Source organism: Bacteroidia bacterium (assembly GCA_039924845.1).
Taxonomy (GTDB): Bacteria; Bacteroidota; Bacteroidia; order DATLTG01; family DATLTG01; genus DATLTG01.
On the sequence record JBDTAC010000004.1, the window covers coordinates 1 to 20,096 of the forward strand.

At 35.7% G+C, this 20,096-nt stretch carries 16 protein-coding genes and 1 riboswitch; of the genes, 12 read left to right on the forward strand and 4 right to left on the reverse strand.

Going from position 1 to position 20,096, the window contains the following annotated elements; genetic code table 11:
• Positions 1-560 precede the first annotated feature (560 nt).
• The 9 genes from ABIZ51_00380 to ABIZ51_00420 all read left to right on the forward strand — a co-directional run bounded on the left by ABIZ51_00380 (position 561) and on the right by ABIZ51_00420 (position 10,893).
• Positions 561-1,541: a T9SS type A sorting domain-containing protein gene (locus tag ABIZ51_00380; GenBank protein ID MEO7087229.1), complete on the forward strand. Its 981-nt coding sequence runs from the start codon at positions 561-563 to the stop codon at positions 1,539-1,541.
• 93 nt (positions 1,542-1,634) lie between these two features.
• Positions 1,635-3,113, forward strand: a complete 1,479-nt coding sequence (locus ABIZ51_00385) for a choice-of-anchor tandem repeat GloVer-containing protein (GenBank protein MEO7087230.1) — start codon at positions 1,635-1,637, stop codon at positions 3,111-3,113.
• A 231-nt stretch (positions 3,114-3,344) separates the two neighbouring features.
• A complete protein-coding gene (locus ABIZ51_00390; protein MEO7087231.1) occupies positions 3,345-4,331 on the forward strand; it encodes an aldo/keto reductase in 987 nt (328 codons plus the stop codon).
• 80 nt (positions 4,332-4,411) lie between these two features.
• Positions 4,412-5,308 carry a DUF6089 family protein gene (locus ABIZ51_00395; GenBank protein ID MEO7087232.1) on the forward strand — a complete coding sequence of 299 codons (897 nt, stop codon included), beginning with the start codon at positions 4,412-4,414 and terminating at the stop codon, positions 5,306-5,308.
• Positions 5,309-5,333: 25 nt separating this feature from the next.
• Positions 5,334-6,341 (forward strand): ferrochelatase, encoded by a 1,008-nt coding sequence (gene hemH, locus ABIZ51_00400; GenBank protein MEO7087233.1) that lies wholly within the window; start codon positions 5,334-5,336, stop codon positions 6,339-6,341.
• A gap of 109 nt (positions 6,342-6,450) precedes the next feature.
• On the forward strand, positions 6,451-7,443 hold the full coding sequence (locus ABIZ51_00405; GenBank protein MEO7087234.1) for a hypothetical protein: 993 nt from the start codon (positions 6,451-6,453) through the stop codon (positions 7,441-7,443).
• 175 nt (positions 7,444-7,618) lie between these two features.
• Positions 7,619-9,544 carry a molecular chaperone DnaK gene (dnaK, locus tag ABIZ51_00410; protein ID MEO7087235.1) on the forward strand — a complete coding sequence of 642 codons (1,926 nt, stop codon included), beginning with the start codon at positions 7,619-7,621 and terminating at the stop codon, positions 9,542-9,544.
• A 69-nt stretch (positions 9,545-9,613) separates the two neighbouring features.
• Entirely contained in the window at positions 9,614-9,805 is a 192-nt protein-coding gene (locus ABIZ51_00415) for a cold shock domain-containing protein (protein ID MEO7087236.1), read from the forward strand.
• Positions 9,806-9,996: 191 nt separating this feature from the next.
• The gene (locus tag ABIZ51_00420) at positions 9,997-10,893 is read left to right on the forward strand and encodes a transglutaminase-like domain-containing protein (GenBank protein ID MEO7087237.1); all 897 of its coding nucleotides are present in this window, start codon (positions 9,997-9,999) and stop codon (positions 10,891-10,893) included.
• Here ABIZ51_00420 and ABIZ51_00425 read toward each other — a convergent pair.
• From ABIZ51_00425 to ABIZ51_00435, 3 genes are all read right to left on the reverse strand, one after another.
• Positions 10,877-11,467: a sugar transferase gene (locus ABIZ51_00425; protein ID MEO7087238.1), complete on the reverse strand. Its 591-nt coding sequence runs from the start codon at positions 11,465-11,467 to the stop codon at positions 10,877-10,879. The two genes, ABIZ51_00420 and ABIZ51_00425, sit on opposite strands and share 17 nt — an antisense overlap.
• Before the next feature lie 17 nt (positions 11,468-11,484).
• Entirely contained in the window at positions 11,485-13,923 is a 2,439-nt protein-coding gene (locus tag ABIZ51_00430) for a TonB-dependent receptor (GenBank protein ID MEO7087239.1), read from the reverse strand.
• Positions 13,924-13,979: 56 nt separating this feature from the next.
• A riboswitch (TPP riboswitch) is annotated at positions 13,980-14,118 on the reverse strand.
• Positions 14,119-14,199: 81 nt separating this feature from the next.
• Positions 14,200-14,658, reverse strand: a complete 459-nt coding sequence (locus ABIZ51_00435; GenBank protein ID MEO7087240.1) for a hypothetical protein — start codon at positions 14,656-14,658, stop codon at positions 14,200-14,202.
• A gap of 120 nt (positions 14,659-14,778) precedes the next feature.
• On the opposite strand from ABIZ51_00435, the gene lpcA reads away from it, so the two are divergent.
• From lpcA to ABIZ51_00450, 3 genes are all read left to right on the forward strand, one after another.
• On the forward strand, positions 14,779-15,351 hold the full coding sequence (lpcA, locus tag ABIZ51_00440) for a D-sedoheptulose 7-phosphate isomerase (protein ID MEO7087241.1): 573 nt from the start codon (positions 14,779-14,781) through the stop codon (positions 15,349-15,351).
• A 139-nt stretch (positions 15,352-15,490) separates the two neighbouring features.
• Positions 15,491-16,726, forward strand: a complete 1,236-nt coding sequence (locus ABIZ51_00445) for an ammonium transporter (protein MEO7087242.1) — start codon at positions 15,491-15,493, stop codon at positions 16,724-16,726.
• A 127-nt stretch (positions 16,727-16,853) separates the two neighbouring features.
• Positions 16,854-18,392 carry a YifB family Mg chelatase-like AAA ATPase gene (locus ABIZ51_00450; GenBank protein ID MEO7087243.1) on the forward strand — a complete coding sequence of 513 codons (1,539 nt, stop codon included), beginning with the start codon at positions 16,854-16,856 and terminating at the stop codon, positions 18,390-18,392.
• A gap of 131 nt (positions 18,393-18,523) precedes the next feature.
• On the opposite strand, the gene ABIZ51_00455 is transcribed toward ABIZ51_00450, so the two are convergent.
• Complete coding sequence (locus ABIZ51_00455) at positions 18,524-19,990, reverse strand: tetratricopeptide repeat protein (GenBank protein ID MEO7087244.1); 1,467 nt, start codon at positions 19,988-19,990, stop codon at positions 18,524-18,526.
• Positions 19,991-20,096: the final 106 nt, after the last annotated feature.

Genomic DNA, 20,096 nt, shown 5'->3' on the forward strand with positions numbered 1-20,096 from the left:
AAAAATTCAAGGCTTGGATTCCTCATTTCATTTTAGCTTCCTGAAAGCTATTCATCGGGTGATTTTCTCGCATACGCTCGAAACTTCCCGAATTCATCACGCTTTCATTTTGCTAAAATTTTACTCGAAATCCGATGCCGTTGTTTTTCCTCAACCTCATCCCCAATCCTTCTTCAAAGGTGAAGGAGTTAATTGACAATGGAGAATTGAATAATTTTCCTTACGTTCTTTTTTCTTGAAAAAAAAGAACCAAAAATTCAAGGCTTGGATTTCTTCTTTCATTTTAGCTTCCTGAAAGCTATTCATCGGGTGATTTTCTCGCATACGTTCGAAAATCCCGAATTCATCACGCTTTCATTTTGCTAAAATTTTACTCGGAATCCGATGCCGTTGTTTTTCCTCAACCTCATCCCCAATCCTTCTCCAAAGGTGAAGGGGTTAATTTGATTATGGAGAGGAATTTGAAAGATTTGAAAATATACTGATTAAATAAAAATCATATCTTTGGTACTTATTTACCACTAATGAGAAAATTTATTTTTCTTGCTTTTTATTTTTGTATGTTTTCCTTTTCAGTGAAAATAAAAGCCCAAAACCTTGTGCCTAATTATTCTTTTGAAAATATGATACAGTGTATTACTGGATATAACCAATTTACTGGCTATGTGAAGGATTGGACGGGACAAGCTGGTGGTGGTGGGCTTTGCTATTTCACTTCCCAGTGCTCAGGGTATGAATCGGGCGTTCCTTCAAACATTTGCGGTCATCAATATGCACATACAGGGGTAGCCTATGCCGGCATATACACGTATTTTGATTCTGCTGCTTCTGGAGTAAGTAACTATAGAAATTATATACAGGACAGTCTGATAAATCCCTTAATAGAGGGCAAAAAGTATTATGTTACTTTTTACGTAAGTCTGGCAGATACATTCAATTTCTCTTGCAATAATTTAGGTGCTTATTTTTCAGATTCTGCCCTTATTTGGAGCGGAACCAAAGTAAAGTCTTATTTACATCCACAAGTAAGCAATGACATTGTCCATAACCCATTAACAGACAAAATAAACTGGATGCGTGTGAGTGGTAGTTTTACAGCTACTGGAGGTGAGCAATACATAATTATCGGTAATTTTGTGGACGATGCGCATAGTGATGCGACTTATTTTAATGTACCGACACCTGGAGGTTTTGATGAGAGTGCCTATTATTACATAGACGATGTGATAGTAAGTACGGATAGCATTTATGCAGATAGTTTATTTACAGGAGTAAATGAAATAAAGCCTGTTAAGGCGAGTGTTAAAGTATATCCAAATCCTGCTAATTCATTAATAGATGTAGCAGTGGATATGCAACAACTCAAATCAGGAAGTATTTGTTTATACAACACCACTGGACAAGTGGTGAAATGTGAGGAATTATCAGATAATATTACAAGTATTTCAATTAATAAATTATCAGCAGGTTTATATTATTACCGTATTTTAAATAGTAACGGAAGTCTTATAAAAGCTGATAAAATTATTATTGTGCATTAAACAGCCCCATTCCTTCTCCTTTGGAGAAGGGAGTGCAATACAATACCTCTCTTTTGGAGAGGATTTAGGTGAGGCTTTTAAATTATTGAAACTATGAAACGCCTTTTGCTATTTACATTTTTCATCACCTCGTTTTTACCTTTTGTAAAAGCACAACAGCATTATGATTTGTATGGCTTAGCACAAGGAGGAGCTAAAGATATGGGCGTTATTTATCGTTATGATTTACAATCCAATACATTTGATACCGTAATGAGTTTTAATGGCATCAATGGAACATATGCTGTTATTATGGGAGAATTAGTTTTAGGTACTGATGACAATTTATACGGATTAACCGCACAAGGCGGTTTGTATCATGACGGTGTGATGTATCGTTTTAATCCCCTTACCTTTAAAGATACTGTGCTTATCAATTTTGACAGTATCGTAAATGGCAGTTGTTATGATTATTCAAACCAGGGTATTGGCGCTTATATCATGCAGGCAAAAAGTGGTTTGATTTATGGAACCACCGTTTCTGGCGGCAGTAAGGATTCGGGTGTTTTTTTTAGTTATAATATTAATACCGGTAAGGACAGTGTATTGTTTAGTTTTAACAATGGCATTGGAGCCTATCCTATACAAGCAGTAACGGAAGATACATTAACAGGTATATTATACGGTACAACTATTTATGGAGGGACCAATAACTTAGGTGTTATTTATTCTTACAATCCTTTTACAAACAGGGACAGTGTTATTTTTAATTTTGATTCAATCGGAGAAAATGGTGCCTATCCCATAGGCATTAATTTTTGTCCTGCTTCAGACGGTTTGTTTTATGGTATGACAACTTATGGGGGTACTAACCCGGGCGATGGCACTTTATACAGTTTTAATCCGGCAACCGGAAAAGACACTACGTTAATACACAACCTCTTTGGAGGCGGTCCTTGGCGAATGAGCCTGCTGGAAGCAAGCAACGATTTATTGTATGGCGTTTATGTTGCGGGGGCTGATATCAATGGATCTTTGTTCAGCTACGATAGAACAACTAATACCATAACAATAGTGCATAATTTTACGGGAAGCGATGGCTCTTCTCCTTCAGGTGGTGTAACACAAAATCCTGATAATGGCTTATTATATGGGATAACTAATCAAGGAGGTACAAATAACGGAGGTGTTTTGTATTCTTATAATATAACAAGCAATACCTACACCGTGTTACACAATTTTGACAGTCTTTCCACTCTCGGAGGGTCATTTGCTCCTTGGTTATGCCCAACCCTTGTACGTGTAAGTGATACAGGCACTTTTGTAAAAGAAATAAAGCCTGTTAAGACAAATGTTAAAGTATATCCAAATCCAGCAACAAATTTATTGAATGTAGCAGTAGATATGCAACAAATTAAATCAGGAAGTATATGTTTGTATAATACCACTGGGCAAGAAGTAGAATGCGAGGATTTATCGGGTAACATTACAAGCATTTCAATTAATAAATTATCAGCAGGTTTATATTATTACCGTATTTTAAATAGCAACGGAAGTCTTATAAAAGCTGATAAAATTACGATTGTACATTAAGCAGCCCCAACCCTAACCCTCCCCAAAGGAGAGGAGATAAGTGAAAGAGGAGAATTGACAATGAAAAAGGCGGAGCGTCATTCTGAAATGATTCAGAATCTGCGCGTAGGAAAACAATTGAGAATGCAAAATTATTTGAAGATGTCGCGATTGAAAAGAAAGAAGATGTAAATTTTAATTTCGTAATTTCGCGCAAGTTCTAAAATCATTTTATCTCAAAAACATTATTTTATGGAATACAGAAGATTAGGAAAATCGGGTTTACAAGTAAGTGCATTGTCCTTCGGATCATGGGTTACTTTCGGCAGTCAAATTGGTGATGAAATAGCAGAGAATTGTATGAAAGCCGCTTACGATGCTGGCGTTAATTTTTTCGATAATGCGGAAGCTTATGCGAGTGGGAAATCCGAAATCGTGATGGGAAACATTCTCAAAAAAATGAATTGGGATAGAAGTACGTACATTGTTTCGAGTAAAGTTTTTTGGGGTGGAAAATTACCCAACCAAATGGGACTTTCGCGCAAACACATTATCGAAGCTTGCCACAGCGCACTAAAACGTTTGCAAGTAGATTATTTAGATTTGTTTTTCTGTCATCGCCCAGATAAAAATACACCTATAGAGGAAACGGTACGTGCCATGAATACTTTAATTGAACAAGGGAAAATTTTATATTGGGGAACTTCGGAATGGAGTGCGCAACAAATTATGGAAGCATACGGAATTGCGCGTCAATACCATTTAATTCCGCCAACCATGGAACAACCGCAATACAATATGTTTCATCGCGAGCGTTTTGAAAATGAATATGCTCGTTTATATACTGAAATTGGTTTGGGAACAACTATTTGGTCGCCATTGGCATCCGGATTATTAACTGGGAAATACAACAAAACAATTCCTGAAAAAACACGTGTAAGTTTGCCAAATATGGAATGGCTGAAAGAAAAAACAGTGGGAGAAGAAGCCAAAGAAAAAATAAAAACGGTTGCTAATCTTGCTAAAATTGCGGACAAAGTAGGAACCAATATGCCGCGTTTGGCTTTGGCTTGGTGTTTAAAAAATCCGAATGTAAGTACTGTCATTACAGGTGCTTCCAAAGTAGAACAAGTTATAGATAATATGAAAGCTTTAGATGTTGTTCCTTTGCTTACGCAAGAAATAATGGATGAAATAGATATTGTTTTAGGAAATAAACCAGTGCCTTCTGCTTTTTAACAAACGTCTGTTAAAAAAATAAATTTTCGAGGTTCGTTTTTTTAACTTAATTTTGTTTTTTATTTGATACAATTTTATTGATGAAAAAAACATTTTTCTATCTACTCATTTTTAGTTTTATCGTTCCGGAGTTTGCGTCGGCGCAGTATTATAATCGTAACCGTTACGAATGGGTTTTCGGTTTGGGTGCAACCAATTTTCTGGGAGATGTTGGTGGATCCAATTCCATCGGAACACATTTCATAAAAGATTTTAATTGGGGTGCTATTCGCGAAATGGGCAGTGTTGGAATGCGCTATCAATTAAGCGATTATATGGCAGTTAAAGGAGGTTTGTATTTAGCCATGGTAAGAGGAAATGATGCCTTTACTTCTGAAAAATTTAGAGAAAATCGTAACATTAATTTCCGTTCTCCAATAGTCGAAGTGTCTGGTCAATACGAAGTTTATTTCAATAAACAACAAATAGGACATCGTTACCATATCCGCCATGCACATGGCTTACGCTCGCTTAATCTGCAAGGATACGCATTTGTCGGAATTGGTGCTTTCTTTTTTAATCCTCAAGGATATTACAATGGTAATTGGTACAATCTCCGCCCTTTAAGTACAGAAGGAGAAGGTTTACCAGGAGGTCCGAAAAAATATTCGCAATTTGGATTGTGTGTACCTATCGGATTGGGATGTAAATATGCTCTTAACCGCCAATGGAGCATTGGATTGGAAATCAGTGAACGTTGGACAACCTCTGATTACATAGATGATACAAGCAATAAATATTATAATAACGATGCTATTTTAGCTGCGAAAGGTCCCATTGCAGCTTATTTTGCGGATCCTTCTTTAGGAAAAGTGCCCGGTCAAACCAATACTGGTCAGGAACGTGGCAATCCAACACACAACGACACGTATTTGTTTACAATGTTTACTGCTAATTACAAAATAGTTTACCACAGAAGAACGCGCTCTAAGTTCTGATTTTGTGCTGTCAAAAAAGAATATTTTGCCAAAAGGGATCCTGCTTATAAATTTAGGAACACCGGATAGCGCCTCTGTTTCGGATGTTAGAAAATATTTAACAGAATTTTTAAACGATCCGCGTGTCATTGACATTTCTCCGATTGGAAGATTCTTATTAGTCAATTTGCTTATCGTTCCATTTCGTGCATCAAAATCGGCTGCCATGTATCAAAAGATATGGACAAAAGAAGGCTCTCCTTTATTGATATATGGCAACGAAGTAAAACAACAATTGCAAGATCGTTTAGGCGAAAATTACGTGGTGGAATTAGGTATGCGCTACCAACAACCCAGCATTTCATCCGCTTTGGAAAAATTACGGAAAGCTCGCGTAAGTGATTTAACGGTGTTGCCTTTGTATCCTCAATATGCTTCCAGTAGTACGGGATCTTCCATCGAAAAGGTATTGGAAATTCTCCAAAAATGGGAAGTAAAACCAAGTTTGAAGATTATTTCCAAATTTTACGATCAGCCTGATTTTATAGATGCTTGGGTAGAAGTAGCGAAAAAATATTTTTTGAACGACTATGATTATTTCCTTTTCAGTTATCACGGTTTACCCGAAAGACACATCCAAAAAGCGGCTGCACATTACGGTAATAATACTTGCTTAACGGAAAATTGTTGCGATAAAATAACAAACAATAATGCGTATTGTTATCGTGCTGCATGTTATGAAACGACGCGACAATTGGTGAAAAAATTAAATCTTCCGGAAGGTAAATACAGCACTTCTTTTCAATCGCGATTAGATGACAAATGGCTAAAACCCTATTCCGACAAGGTAATTGAAGAAAAGGCAAAACAAGGAGTGAAGAAGATGTTGGTCTTTTCTCCTGCATTTGTAGCGGATTGTTTGGAAACGTTGTACGAAATTGGTTCAGAATACGATGCTATTTTTCGTAAACATGGAGGCGAAAAAATTCAATTGGTTAATAGTCTAAATAGCCACGTTGCTTGGATAGAAGCAATAAAAAAAATAGTACAATAAAAATGTATCTTCATTAATAATATCTCTACACAAAAAATATTTGAAAAAAATATTTTTCCGAATAAAATAATACCTTTGACGCACTAAGAAAAAAGATAATTATAATCGCATGAAAAAAATATTTTTTGTATTCGCTTTTCTGAGCATTGCAGTATTGTTAAATTCTTGTAGCAACGATGTAAAGCTACTTGCACCTTACAAGGAAACAACGGTAGTTTATGGTTTGCTCAATCAATCTTTAGACACCAATTATATCCGTATTGAAAAAGGATATCTCGGAAACGGAAATGCTTTAACGATGGCACAAGTGGCTGATTCTATTAATTATCCAGCAAATCAATTGACAGTTACGCTTACCGCATCCAACACTAGTTTAGGAACGTCAACTACCTATACTTTGACACCAACAAATAGCATTCAGAAAAATACAGGAACTTTTGCAGCACCTGCACAAACATTGTATCAGATGCCTGTAAAATTAGATTCCTCTAATCAATATAATTTAACGATAATAAACAACAAAACAGGGCATACGGTTACATCACAAACTAATTTGGTAAATGGGTTTACGCTGTTGTCTCCTTCTTCAGGAACCACTACTATTGCGCTAACAAACAATGTATATCCGTACCGAACAAAGTGGCTAACAGCGGCTAACGGTAGAGTATATCAGCTTTCTATTCGCTTTTATTATTCAGAAAAAAATATTTCATCAGGCGTTACTACTCAAAAATATGTAGACTGGAGTTTTGCTTCACAAACTTCTCAGGATTTAATTGGTGGAGAGCCTATGGAAACTGATTTTTTTGCCAATTCCTTTTTTCAATACTTAGGAAATGTAATTCCGGTAAATTCGAATGTGCAAAGAACAGCAGGAGCTTTTGTTTTTAATTTTACCGTAGGCTCGGATGATTTTAATACCTATTTGGAAGTAACGGCTCCTTCTTTAGGTATAAACCAAGCAAAACCAACTTTTTCGGATTTAACCAATGGCTTGGGACTTTTCACCTCGCGTTATACAACCAGCATATCTGTAGAACTCACTACGGCAACGTTGGATACGCTTTCATTGGGACAATATACCAAGAATTTGGGTTTTTAAATCGCCCAATAAAGAATAAAAACTGTCTTTTTGTCATTAAATTGATTTCGAAAAAATATTTTTTGAAACGAAGTTATGCCATAATTTCCATAAACGGCATAATAGGGCACTTGGCATAATCATTGACAAACTCAAGCAATTAAAATTTATTGATACTAATATAAAATTAACAAAAATGGGAAAAATAATAGGAATAGACTTAGGTACAACCAACTCTTGCGTAGCCGTAATGGAAGGCAACGAGCCAGTTGTAATAGCAAATAGTGAAGGACGCAGAACAACACCTTCTATTGTGGCTTTTGTTGAAAATGGAGAACGTAAAGTTGGAGATCCCGCTAAACGCCAAGCCATCACCAATCCGAAAAAGACAATTTATTCGATTAAACGCTTTATGGGCGAGACGTTCGATAAAGTAACAAACGAAATAAAACGTGTTCCTTACACGGTTGTAAAAGGCGATAACAATACACCTCGTGTGGAAATTGACGACCGTAAATACAGTCCGCAAGAAATTTCGGCGATCATTCTTCAAAAAATGAAAAAAACGGCTGAAGATTATCTCGGGCACGAAGTAACTGAAGCGGTTATTACAGTTCCTGCATATTTTAATGATTCGCAACGTCAGGCAACCAAAGAAGCTGGAGAAATTGCGGGTTTAAAAGTAAAACGGATTATCAACGAACCTACTGCTGCTGCCCTTGCTTATGGCTTGGACAAGAAAAACAAAGACATGAAAATTGTCGTTTTTGATTGTGGTGGTGGAACACATGATGTATCTGTATTAGAATTGGGTGATGGCGTGTTTGAAGTAAAATCTACGGATGGTGATACACACCTTGGCGGAGATGATTTCGACCATAAAATTATTGATTGGTTAGTTGCTGAATTCAAATCAGAAAATGGAAATTTGGATTTGACAAAAGATCCAATGGCTTTGCAACGTTTGAAAGAAGCTGCTGAAAAAGCAAAAATCGAATTGTCAAGTTCCGCATCTACCGAAATTAATTTGCCTTACATTATGCCTGTGGATGGCATTCCAAAACACTTAGTAAGAACATTGACACGTGCAAAATTTGAGCAATTGGTGGATGATTTGATTAAACGTACCATCGCTCCATGCCAATCTGCGCTTAAAAGTGCAGGTTTAAGTGTGAATGATATTGATGAAGTAATTTTAGTTGGAGGTTCTACACGTATTCCAGCAATTGTAGATGCAGTTCAAAAGTTTTTCGGAAAAGCTCCTTCCAAAGGTGTTAATCCGGATGAAGTTGTTGCGATTGGAGCAGCTATTCAAGGCGGAGTATTAACTGGCGAAGTGAAAGATGTATTGTTGTTGGATGTAACGCCACTTTCTTTAGGAATTGAAACAATGGGCGGTGTTTTGACAAAATTAATTGAAGCCAACACAACCATTCCGACTAAAAAATCAGAAACGTTTTCGACGGCATCCGATAATCAACCATCAGTAGAAATACACATTTTACAGGGTGAACGTCCGATGGCGAAAGACAATCGTACCATTGGGAAATTTCACTTAGATGGCATTCCTCCTGCACCGCGTGGCATTCCACAAGTAGAAGTAACATTTGACATTGATGCGAACGGAATTTTAAATGTATCGGCAAAAGATAAAGCGACCGGAAAATCACAAAATATTAGAATTGAAGCCAGTTCTGGATTGTCTGATGCTGAAATAAAACGCATGAAACAGGAAGCGGAAACCAATGCCGAATCTGATAAAAAAATAAAAGAAGAAACCGAAAAAATAAATGCGGCAGACGGATTAATTTTCCAAACAGAAAAGCAATTGAAAGAATATGGGGATAAATTGCCTGCGGATAAAAAACAACCTGTCGAAACAGCTTTGGCTGCCTTGAAAACAGCGCATCAAGCAAAAGATTTGACTGGCATTACAACGGCAATGGATCAATTAAATGCTTCTTGGCAAGCAGCTTCGGAAGAAATGTACAAAGCATCGCAAAATGCAGGAGCGGATCCAAATGCAGGTCAGCAACAAGCTTCGGCGGATAAAAATGGAAAAGCAGATGGAGAAGTAACAGATGTGGATTTTGAAGAAGTAAAAGAAGAAGAGAAAAAATAATTTTCACGGAATCAAAAATAAAGCATACCTTTGCAACTCAAATTAATTTTTTAACTTATATTATTTATAATGAAAACAGGAACAGTAAAATTTTTTAATGTATCAAAAGGCTTTGGTTTTATCAAAGTTGACGATTCTGATCAAGAAATCTTTGTACACGTAACCGGCTTGGTTGACCAAGTTCGCGAAGACGACAAAGTAACCTTCGAAGTAACCGAAGGAAGAAAAGGTTTAAATGCGATTAATGTGAAAAAAGCATAATCATATACTTAGTACCTTTAAAAAGCCCCGAAATTTTCGGGGCTTTTTTATGCCTTTTATTTTAGGTTTGAAAAATTATTTTTTTGAAGCTCTATTTTTCAATATGTAATTAACAGTTGAATTGTTAGTATTTTTTAGAAACACTTTCTTTTTTGGGGAATTATCGCGTAATTTTGTTTAGTGTTTTTGAGATGATGATGAAAAAGAATGAATTGACCGCACTTATTAGTTTGTTGGATGATCCGGATGAGGATATTTATTCGCACATCCGCGATCGATTATTATCCATCGGTTTTCCCGTTATTCCTGCTTTAGAAGGTGCTTGGGAACAATCTTTTGATACCTTAATTCAAAAACGTATTGAAGATATTATTCAGAAAATCCAATTCAATAATTTGGCAATTGAAGTGGAGAAATGGATGACTTCCGAACAAGATTTATTGAAAGGCGCTTTGTTGATTGCGCGTTATCAATATCCTGATTTGAATGAAGATACCATCAACAAACAAATTTCGCAGATGCGGCAAGATGTTTGGCTCGAATTGAACGACAATTTAACTGCGCTCGAAAAAGTAAAAGTGATTAATCATATTATTTTTGATGTTCATAATTTTAGTGGAAACACTGCTAATTTTCACGCTCCGCAAAATTCCTATATCAATATTGTGATGGAAAGTAAAAAGGGAAACCCTCTTTCTCTTTCTATTTTGTACACAATTATCGCACAAAGCCTTGGTATTCCTATCTACGGAATTAATTTACCAGAACGTTTTATTGTTGCTTACAAAGATGAATATCCCTTTTCGCCTGTGTTTAAAGGTGGTTTCGGAGCAAATGTGTTGTTTTATATTAATCCATTTAACAAAGGCTCTGTTTTCAGTAAAAAAGAAGTGGCTGCTTTTCTGAAACAGTTGAATTTAGAACCACGCGCTTTGTATTACGAACCTTGTTCCAACGCAGAAATCATTAAACGATTGGTTAGAAATTTAATTTCTTCGTACGAAAAATTAGCGTATCCTGACAAAGTAAAAGAATTGAATTTATTGATGGAAGTGTTGGATGGCAAGCACTTCAAGCCAAAATCCTAAAAATAGTTTTGAAAATTATTTTTACGTCTGTGAAAAAATTTTTTTCGCGGATGTATTTCAAATTCAAATTTAATTTTTCCGGCATCACTTCCTGAATGTATAGTTCTTCGGGATTCGAAACTTTTCCGAGTAATTCATTTTCGTTTGCAAATTTTATGGACGCGTAATCCGTAATTCCAGGTCGTACCGAAAGCACTTGCAATTGCTCGTTGTTGTAAAGATTGACGTATTTTCTGACTTCGGGACGCGGACCTACAAAACTCATATCTCCTTTGAAAACATTCGCCAATTGCGGTAATTCATCCAATTTATATTTTCGTAAAAAATAACCCACGCGTGTAATTCGACTGTCTTTCGCGCCCACCGTAAGTAATCCTTTTTTATCGGCGTCGCTTACCATTGTTCGAAATTTAAAAAGAGAGAAATCGCTGCTGTTTTTTCCGACGCGTATTTGCTTGTAAATTATTTTTCCTTTTGAATCAACAACAATACACAACGCGATAATCAGAAAAAAAGGAATCAAAAAAAGTATTCCGATGAATGAGAAAAAGAGATCGAATGCGCGTTTTAACATATCGCAAATCTACTCTTTTAAAACTTGAATGTTAACCCTGCAAAAAAATTAATTCCTGCTTGCGGATAATAACTGTTGTCGTTTACTACCGCTCCGTTGCTGTAATAACTGTTGGTGTATCCGTTAGAAATATATTGTACATTAAAAATATTATTCAGCATTCCGTTTATTTCAATAATCGGAATAAAGGAAGTTTTAAAACTCCACGAAATGCGGAAATCATTCAGTAAGTAAGCATTCAGCATACGCGCATTTTCCGAAGTATTGTCTAAAAATTGGCTACCAACATATTTTGTTAGAAAGCTAAACGATACATTTTTGATGGGTTGATAAGACAATTCGCTGCCCGAAATAATGTTAGGTGAAAACGCAATATTTGTTTCTCCGTGTGATATTGCGAATTGTTGCCCATTGTCATAATCTTGCAAATATTCGGTAAAATTTTTGATTTTATTTTGGCTTAAAGTGATATTGCCATTGAAAAATAATTTTTCAGTAAGCTTAATTTGTATCGTTGCTTCTGCACCTTCGCGATAGCTGGAAGGCACGTTGGTTCTATTAAAAGCACCTACGTCGTTCACTTGCCCTGTAAGCACTAATTGATTAAGATAATTCATATAATATAAATTAAGGCTCCAAAAAATATTTTTTTGATGCTGCTTATAACCTAATTCAAAATCATCTAAATGTTCTGGCTTTGGACGACTTTCTGGCGATGATTGTGTATAATCATCGTGGTTGGGTTCGTGATTTCCAGCACTGTAAGAAGCGTATAAAAACGCTGTCGGTTTTAATGTGTAAGTAAAACCAGCCTTCGGATTAAAGAAATCCAAATGCACCACTTGTTGTACATTTTGCAATAAATAATTGTATCCTAAAAAAGAATAGCCAATGTTCCGTTCTTGCATGTCGGCAAACAAATTCAGTTTTTCGGTGATTTGATCATTGGCTCGCGCAAAAATATTAAAATCGGTTTTGAAAGAAGTATTGTCATAATAATGTTGATCAATATTCGAATTTAATGCATAACGCGCCCAAATAATTTGTCCGTAATGTTCTCCTTGATATTGATTCCATGCGCCTTCCAAGGAAGCCGAAATTTTTTTTCCATTTGTATAGTTGAGAGAATAAGTAGTGCCGTAAAAATAATTACTGAGCCATTGTTGTCGAATAATATCCGATGAAGAAATAGTATCGTTTCCGAGAATAATCGGATTTAGTCCGTAATTACTAAACAAATCATTCGGCTGATATTCCTCGTAATAACCTTGTCCGCGCGTATAATGAAACGCGCAATTTCCACTCCAATGAGTGTTAAATGTTTTCGCAAAAAGTAATTGATAATAATCTTGTTGGTAATTATCAGTTTCGTTGTTATAATACTGAACATTTCCATTGCTGTCGAAATACATTCCTGCTGGGTTAAATGTTCTGTTTGTTTTCAATGAATCTTGCGGAACACCATACCACGCTTGATATGTTTTCTCAACGCCCGAAAAAATAATTGCTTTCATAAACCATGTTTTTGCATAATATCCTCCCGATAAATAATAAGATTTTAAATTGGAAAATGCTCGGTCAATGTATCCATCCGAATTTATTTTTGACAGTCGCACATCAAAATCCCATTTTCCATCAATCAATCCAGTACCAAGGCTTACCGTGTTTTTTAATGTGTTGAAAGATCCAAAAGAATTATCCACTTCTCCGTAAGGTTTTAGATTTAATTTAGTTGTTTCAATATTTAGGCTTCCGCCGAAAGCACCAGCACCATTGGTAGAAGTACCCACGCCACGTTGTAGTTGAATGTTATCTGTAGAAGAAGCGATGTCTGGCAAATCCACCCAATATGTTTGTTGTGATTCTGCATCGTTTACCGGCACACCATTAATAGTAACATTAACGCGTGTTGCATCGCTTCCGCGAATACGAATGCCAGTATATCCAATACCTGTTCCTCCATCCGAAGTTACCACCATCGAAGGCGTATAATTCAGCAAATAAGGCATATCCTGCCCAATATTTTCTTTTTCTAAAACACTTTTATCTATATTGGTATAAGCCATAGCAGATTTATTGTTTGCATTTACAGCACTTATCACTACTTCGTCCGACAAAATGGCTTTTTTTACGAGCTGATAATGGATTGATACGTCAGAAGAAAGTGTCAGCGTATCCTGCAAAGTAGTATAACCTAAATAGGAAATCTCTACAATGTACTTTCCTTTTTTTAAATTTTCTATTTTGAAATTTCCGTTGAGGTCGGTTTCTGAAACAAGAAATGTGTTTTTTAAATTAATGGCAGCATTGGCAAGTGTTTCTCCACTTGTTTGGTCTGTAACGCTTCCGCTGAATGTTATTTGTGCCTTGCTGTAAAAGGCTACAGAGCAAAATGTTAGTGCTAAAATAATTTTTATTGCACGTTTCTTTTTGAAAAACTTTTTTTCACACTTCATTTGATAAGTGATTTAATAAATAAATACACGTGAAAATAAAGGGTGATTTTCACTTTGATAATTTATTTTTCCATCCCTACGCCGGCATTATCCGGATCAGGTTCCTGTATGTTTTTGTTGTAAACGCCAACATACAATGGGTATAATCTCAGCCTGTGAATTAAAATAATTCGGAAGGCACCCCTTAAAAGATGTGCAAATGTAAAAATATTATTTAAGTGTTTGAAAAATTATTTTTTTGAACGCTTAAATTTAACTAAAATATTAAACAGTTTCTCAATATCCCGAAGGCTCTGGCGCTTCTGCGTAAGGTTTTTTCTTCGCTTTTATTTTCTTGATAAACAACACATTTATCAATTCATCGTTTACGGTAATCGTTGTTTTAGACATTCCGTTTATAACGGTTAAAGGATAGTTGTATCTCAATTTTTTTTTCACTTGCTCATACGTTCCATCTACCAATCTTAAATCCATTTCCACTACAGCACCGTCTTTTACCAAAGCTTTTCCATCAAAACATTCAGCGGAACTTCCTGTTCGGAATGTAATAATTACGTCGTTGTGCCAACCATCTCCAACAGTATCGGCACCACGCATTTCAAATATTTTTGCCCATTTAATATAGCAATTCGATTCTTCGGAAGAATCCGTTGCTGCAACCATTTTCACATCTTTCGCAAAAGCCGAAACACAAAAAAGAAAAGAGAATAAAACAAGTGTAGTAATTTTTTTCATAGCGTTGTTCTGATAAAATAGTGTTTAAAAAAGAAAGGCTAAATTTATAAAATAAATTTGATAAAGAATTTAAAAACAACGTTTTTTTGTATTTTTGAATCCCACACAAACGGAATAATTATGAGTTTAAACATCATCAAAAATAATTTTTTAGAAGCTCAACAAACGCTCGAAAAATTTATTTCGAACGAAGTGAATCTGAAAAATATCGAGCAAGCTGGAAATATTTTATCCGCTGCCATTAAAAGCGGAAACAAGATTATTTCGTGTGGCAACGGCGGCTCTATGTGCGATGCCATGCACTTTGCAGAAGAATTAACGGGTCGCTTTCGCGAGAACAGAAAAGCAATTGCGGCACTTTCTATTTCCGATCCGTCTCATATTTCTTGCGTTGGAAATGATTACGGATACGAATTTATTTTTTCGCGTTACATCGAAGCCTTGGGTGCTAAAAATGATGTTTTACTTGCCATCAGCACCAGTGGAAATTCGCAAAATGTGCTTCACGCGATACATGCCGCCAAAGAAAAAGGAATGAAAGTTATCGGTTTAACCGGAAAAAATGGCGGAAAAATGGCTTCGCTTTGTGATATAGAAATCCGCGCACCACATTCTGAATTCGCTGATAGAGCACAAGAAATCCACATTAAAGTTATTCATTCGCTGATTCATTACATAGAAAAACAGGTTTGAAAAAATAATTTTTCAAACTCTTATTTCAAAATATTTTGTTTTTAAAAATTCGTCTTCTTTCAGATAAGTAGAGTAGGGCGTATATTTTTTTGTGCTTTCCTGTTTTTTTATATCTTTATATTTCTAAAAACAAAAAAACATGAACACAGTTTTATTCGATACTGGCATAACAGGATTTATGCTATTGGCTACAAGCCTTGTAATGCTTATGACTCCGGGGCTTGCGTTTTTTTACGGCGGCTTGGCAGGTAAGAGAAACATTCTCGGAATTATGATTCAGAGTTTTGTTTCGATGGGAATAACGACTATTATTTGGGTAGTTTGTGGTTATTCACTTTGCTTTAGCGGAAATGCTTTGGGCGGAATTATTGGAAATCTCGACAAAGTATTTTTACACGGAGTTACACTAAACACGCCATTTCCAGGAAATCCAAAACTTCCGGAATTTGTTTTTATTGCTTACCAAATGATGTTCGCCATTATTACTCCTGCTTTAATTACTGGAGCTTTTATCAATCGAGTTACTTTTAAATCATACATTATATTTTTAGTGCTTTGGCAGTTGTTGGTGTATTATCCATTTGTACACATGGTTTGGGGCGGTGGGTTATTAGCACAATGGGGTGTTGAAGATTTTGCAGGCGGAATTGTGGTTCATGCAACAGCAGGTTTTGCAGCATTGGCTTCTGTTTTTTATGTCGGACACCGCAGAAACAAAGAATCAACGCCTAATAGTATTCCCTTGATTGCAATCGGAACCGGTTTACTTTGGTTTGGTTGGTACGGATTTAATGCAGGAAGTGAATTGAATGTAAATGCCATTACTGGTCTTGCATTTCTTAACACAGATGTTGCTGCTTCCTTTGCTGCCATTACTTGGTTAATTATTGAATGGACGATGCAACGCAAACCAAAATTTGTCGGTTTACTTACCGGAGCAGTTGCCGGACTTGCAACTATAACGCCTGCTGCAGGCTATGTTTCCTTGCCATCAGCAATTGTAATTGGAATTGCCGCAGGAATAATTTGTTATTTGGCAGTTCATTTGAAAAATAAAATGGGCTGGGATGATGCCTTAGATGTTTGGGGAGTTCACGGAATTGGCGGCTGCTTTGGTGTAGTAATGTTGGGTATTTTGGGCGAAAAAGCTGTAAACGCTTCTGGTTCGGATGGTTTATTATTTGGAGGAACACATTTTTTTATTAAAGAATGTATTGCTGTTACTGGAGCTTGTATTTATGCTTTTACTTTCACTTATGTTATGCTTGCTTTGATAAATAAAATTTCTAAAGTAAAAGTAAGCGAAGCCGATGAAGATTCTGGTTTAGACAATTCTATACATGGCGAAAAAGCGTATGACGAAGGTGTTTTGTAATACTCTTTTCAAAATAAAATAATCTCATTTTTAAAAGGATTCAATTTTTTTGAATTCTTTTTTCATTAAAACAAAAAGCGTGAAATAAATTTCCAAAGTCTGCGTTTTACAAGCTAAATTTCCACTTATGCTTGTAAAAACGTACGGTAGTTCCGTTTACGGAATTAATGCTACCACCATCACTGTCGAAGTAAATATTGGTCCGGGTGTCAATTTTTTTTTAGTCGGTTTGCCCGATAGCGCCGTGAAAGAAAGTCAGCAACGCATTGACGCTGCTTTAAAAAATAACGGATATAAAATTCCTGGAAAAAGTATTGTTGTAAATATGGCTCCTGCCGATATTCGCAAGGAAGGCTCTGCGTATGATTTAACCATTGCCATTGGAATTTTAGCGGCTTCTGAACAAATAAAATCGGATAAAATTCATCAATATATTATTATGGGTGAGCTTTCGCTCGACGGCGGATTGCAGTCTATGAAAGGTGTATTGCCCATCGCTATCAAAGCGCGTGAAGAAGGTTTTAAAGGAATTATTTTACCGAAGCAAAATGCCAGAGAAGCCGCCATTGTGAGTGAATTAGAGGTTTTTGGAGTGGAAAATATCAAAGAAGTAATTGATTTTTTTAATGAAAAAATAATTCTCGAGCAAACAATTGTAAACACGCGCGAAGAATTTTTTTCAAAAGTAAACGATTCAGAAGTGGATTTTTCGGATGTAAAAGGACAAGAAAATATCAAGCGTGCGCTCGAAATTGCAGCAGCCGGCGGACACAATGTCATTTTAATCGGTCCGCCCGGATCTGGAAAAACAATGCTCGCCAAGCGTTTGCCCACTATTTTACCTCCAATGAATTTGCACGAAGCACTCGAAACCACCAAAATACATAGCGTTGCCGGACGAATGGGAAAAAATACAGGATTGATTTCGGCACGTCCTTTTCGTTCTCCGCATCATACCATCAGCGACGTAGCGCTTGTTGGTGGAGGCGCAGCGCCACAGCCCGGAGAAATTTCTTTAGCACACAACGGCGTTTTATTTTTAGATGAATTGCCCGAATTTAAACGTACTGTTTTGGAAGTGATGCGTCAACCTTTGGAAGATCGCATTATCAATATTTCGCGCGCGCGTTTTTCGGTAGAATATCCCGCCAGTTTTATGCTCGTATCATCTATGAATCCTTGTCCTTGCGGCTATTACAATCATCCTGACAAAGAATGCGTTTGTGCTCCAGGTGTCGTTCAAAAATATTTGAATAAAATTTCCGGTCCATTGCTGGATAGAATTGATATTCATGTGGAAGTAACTCCCGTTTCCTTCAATGAATTATCTGGAAAAAGAATGTCGGAGAAAAGTGAAAATGTACGCGAACGTGTGGTAAAAGCACGCGAAATACAGCAACAACGTTATCTTACAAGCGAAGGCATTTATTGTAACGCGCAAATGAATACGAAACAATTACGCGAAATTTGTAAAATTGACGCTGCTGGAAATGATTTATTGAAAACTGCGATGGATAAACTCGGACTTTCGGCACGCGCGTACGACCGTATTTTAAAAGTAGCGCGTACTATTGCCGATTTAGATAACAGCGAGAATATAGAAACGATGCACCTCGCAGAAGCTATTCAATACCGCAGTTTAGACAGAGAAAATTGGGCTGGTTAAAACGCGGTTGAAAAAAATATTTTTGTCATAAATTATTTTTTCTGAATTGAAGTTTCAAAGGTAAACATTATCTAAAAAAGGATTGAAAAATTATTTTTTTCAATCCTTTTTTTGCCATAGAAACAAATCTGTTACTTACAATATTTTTCTAATTCTTCCTTAGCATCTATATAACCTAATTCAAATGCTTTTTTCCAATCAATAAAAGCACCTTCTTTATCTTTCAATTCATATTTCGCCAAACCTCTTTTATAATAAGCTTCTTCATCTTCTGTGTCTAATTTAATAGCTTTAGTAAAATCATCAATTGCACCTCTAAAGTCTTCTAATTCATATTTAGCACAACCTCTATTATGGTAAGCTTCTTCATCTTCTGTGTCTAATTTAATAGCTTTAGTATAATCTTCAATTGCCCCTTTATAATCTTCTATATCAATTTTTACATTACCTCTATCTGTATAAAGATAATGCTCTTCTTCCATGCCTTGCTCATTTAGTATTTTAATTGCCTTTGTATAATCTTCTATCGCACCTTTATAATCTTCTAATTCATGTTTAGCTAGGCCTCTATTTTCATAAGCCTCGAAATCTTCAGGTAGTAGTTTAATCGCAACGGTAAAGTCTTGAATAGACCCTTTATAATCTTCTAACTCATATTTAGCAAGCCCTCTTTGATTGTAACATAACCAGTCATCGCCAAAATCTTGAATAAATCTTGTGTAATCTTGAATAGCACCTTTGTAATCTTGAATTTCAAATTTAATTTCTGCATTTTGAAGTAAGGGATAAGAATTACAATCATTTAATTCAAATGCCTTTGTATAATCCTTTATTGCGCCACGATAATCTTCTAATTGATTTTTTGCATCAGCTCTTTTAGAATAGGATTTGGCATCATTAGGCTTTAATTCAATTGCTTTGGTATAATCCTCTATTGCACCTGCATAATCTTTCAATTTGATTTTTGCATGCCCACTTACATAATAATTGCGATGAGCTTCTTTGCTATTGTTTTTTGATTCTTTATCAATAGGACTTTTTCTTTCTGTTATTTTTTCCTCAGATTTAACAATTTCTTTTGTAAAAAGAATTGTTTTAGTTTTTTTAGGAGTATTAAATTGCTCAAGTTCTTCGCTTTCTCTTATCATTGAAAGAGTGTCATTTTCATAGTAAGTATATTTCCATAGTTCGGCTCTCAACTTTGGAGCTAAATATTTATCATCCATATTATATTCTTGGGCAAAGCAAATAATCCTTGTATTAGCAAAATCAATATTTACTTTAATATTTAATTCATCTCTAACTAAAAGTTCAAATTCAGCTTTGTTTTTTTCAATCCAATCTATATATCTATGCGCCTGTACAAGTTGTCCTTTTTCCATTGTCTTTTTATATTCTACAACAACAGGTCTATTGTTATAGTCAAGTCCAAGGGTTTCTATTCTACCATGTTTATCTGTTCTATGTTCTTTTTTTATAAACCGCACTTCAAAAAGTTCTTCAAGATTATTATCAATAAAGTCGTGCAGTTCTAATTCACTTTTGAATTCCTTTTGGGTTACTTTGCTCGCCTTACCATTTTTTATTTCAAATATCATAGTCGTGTGTTATTATTTATGTGAGGTGGATTTGACAATGGAAATAAGTCCTTCGTTCAGCAAAATTACGCAATCGGACGTAACACACAAATAATGTAACCATTAT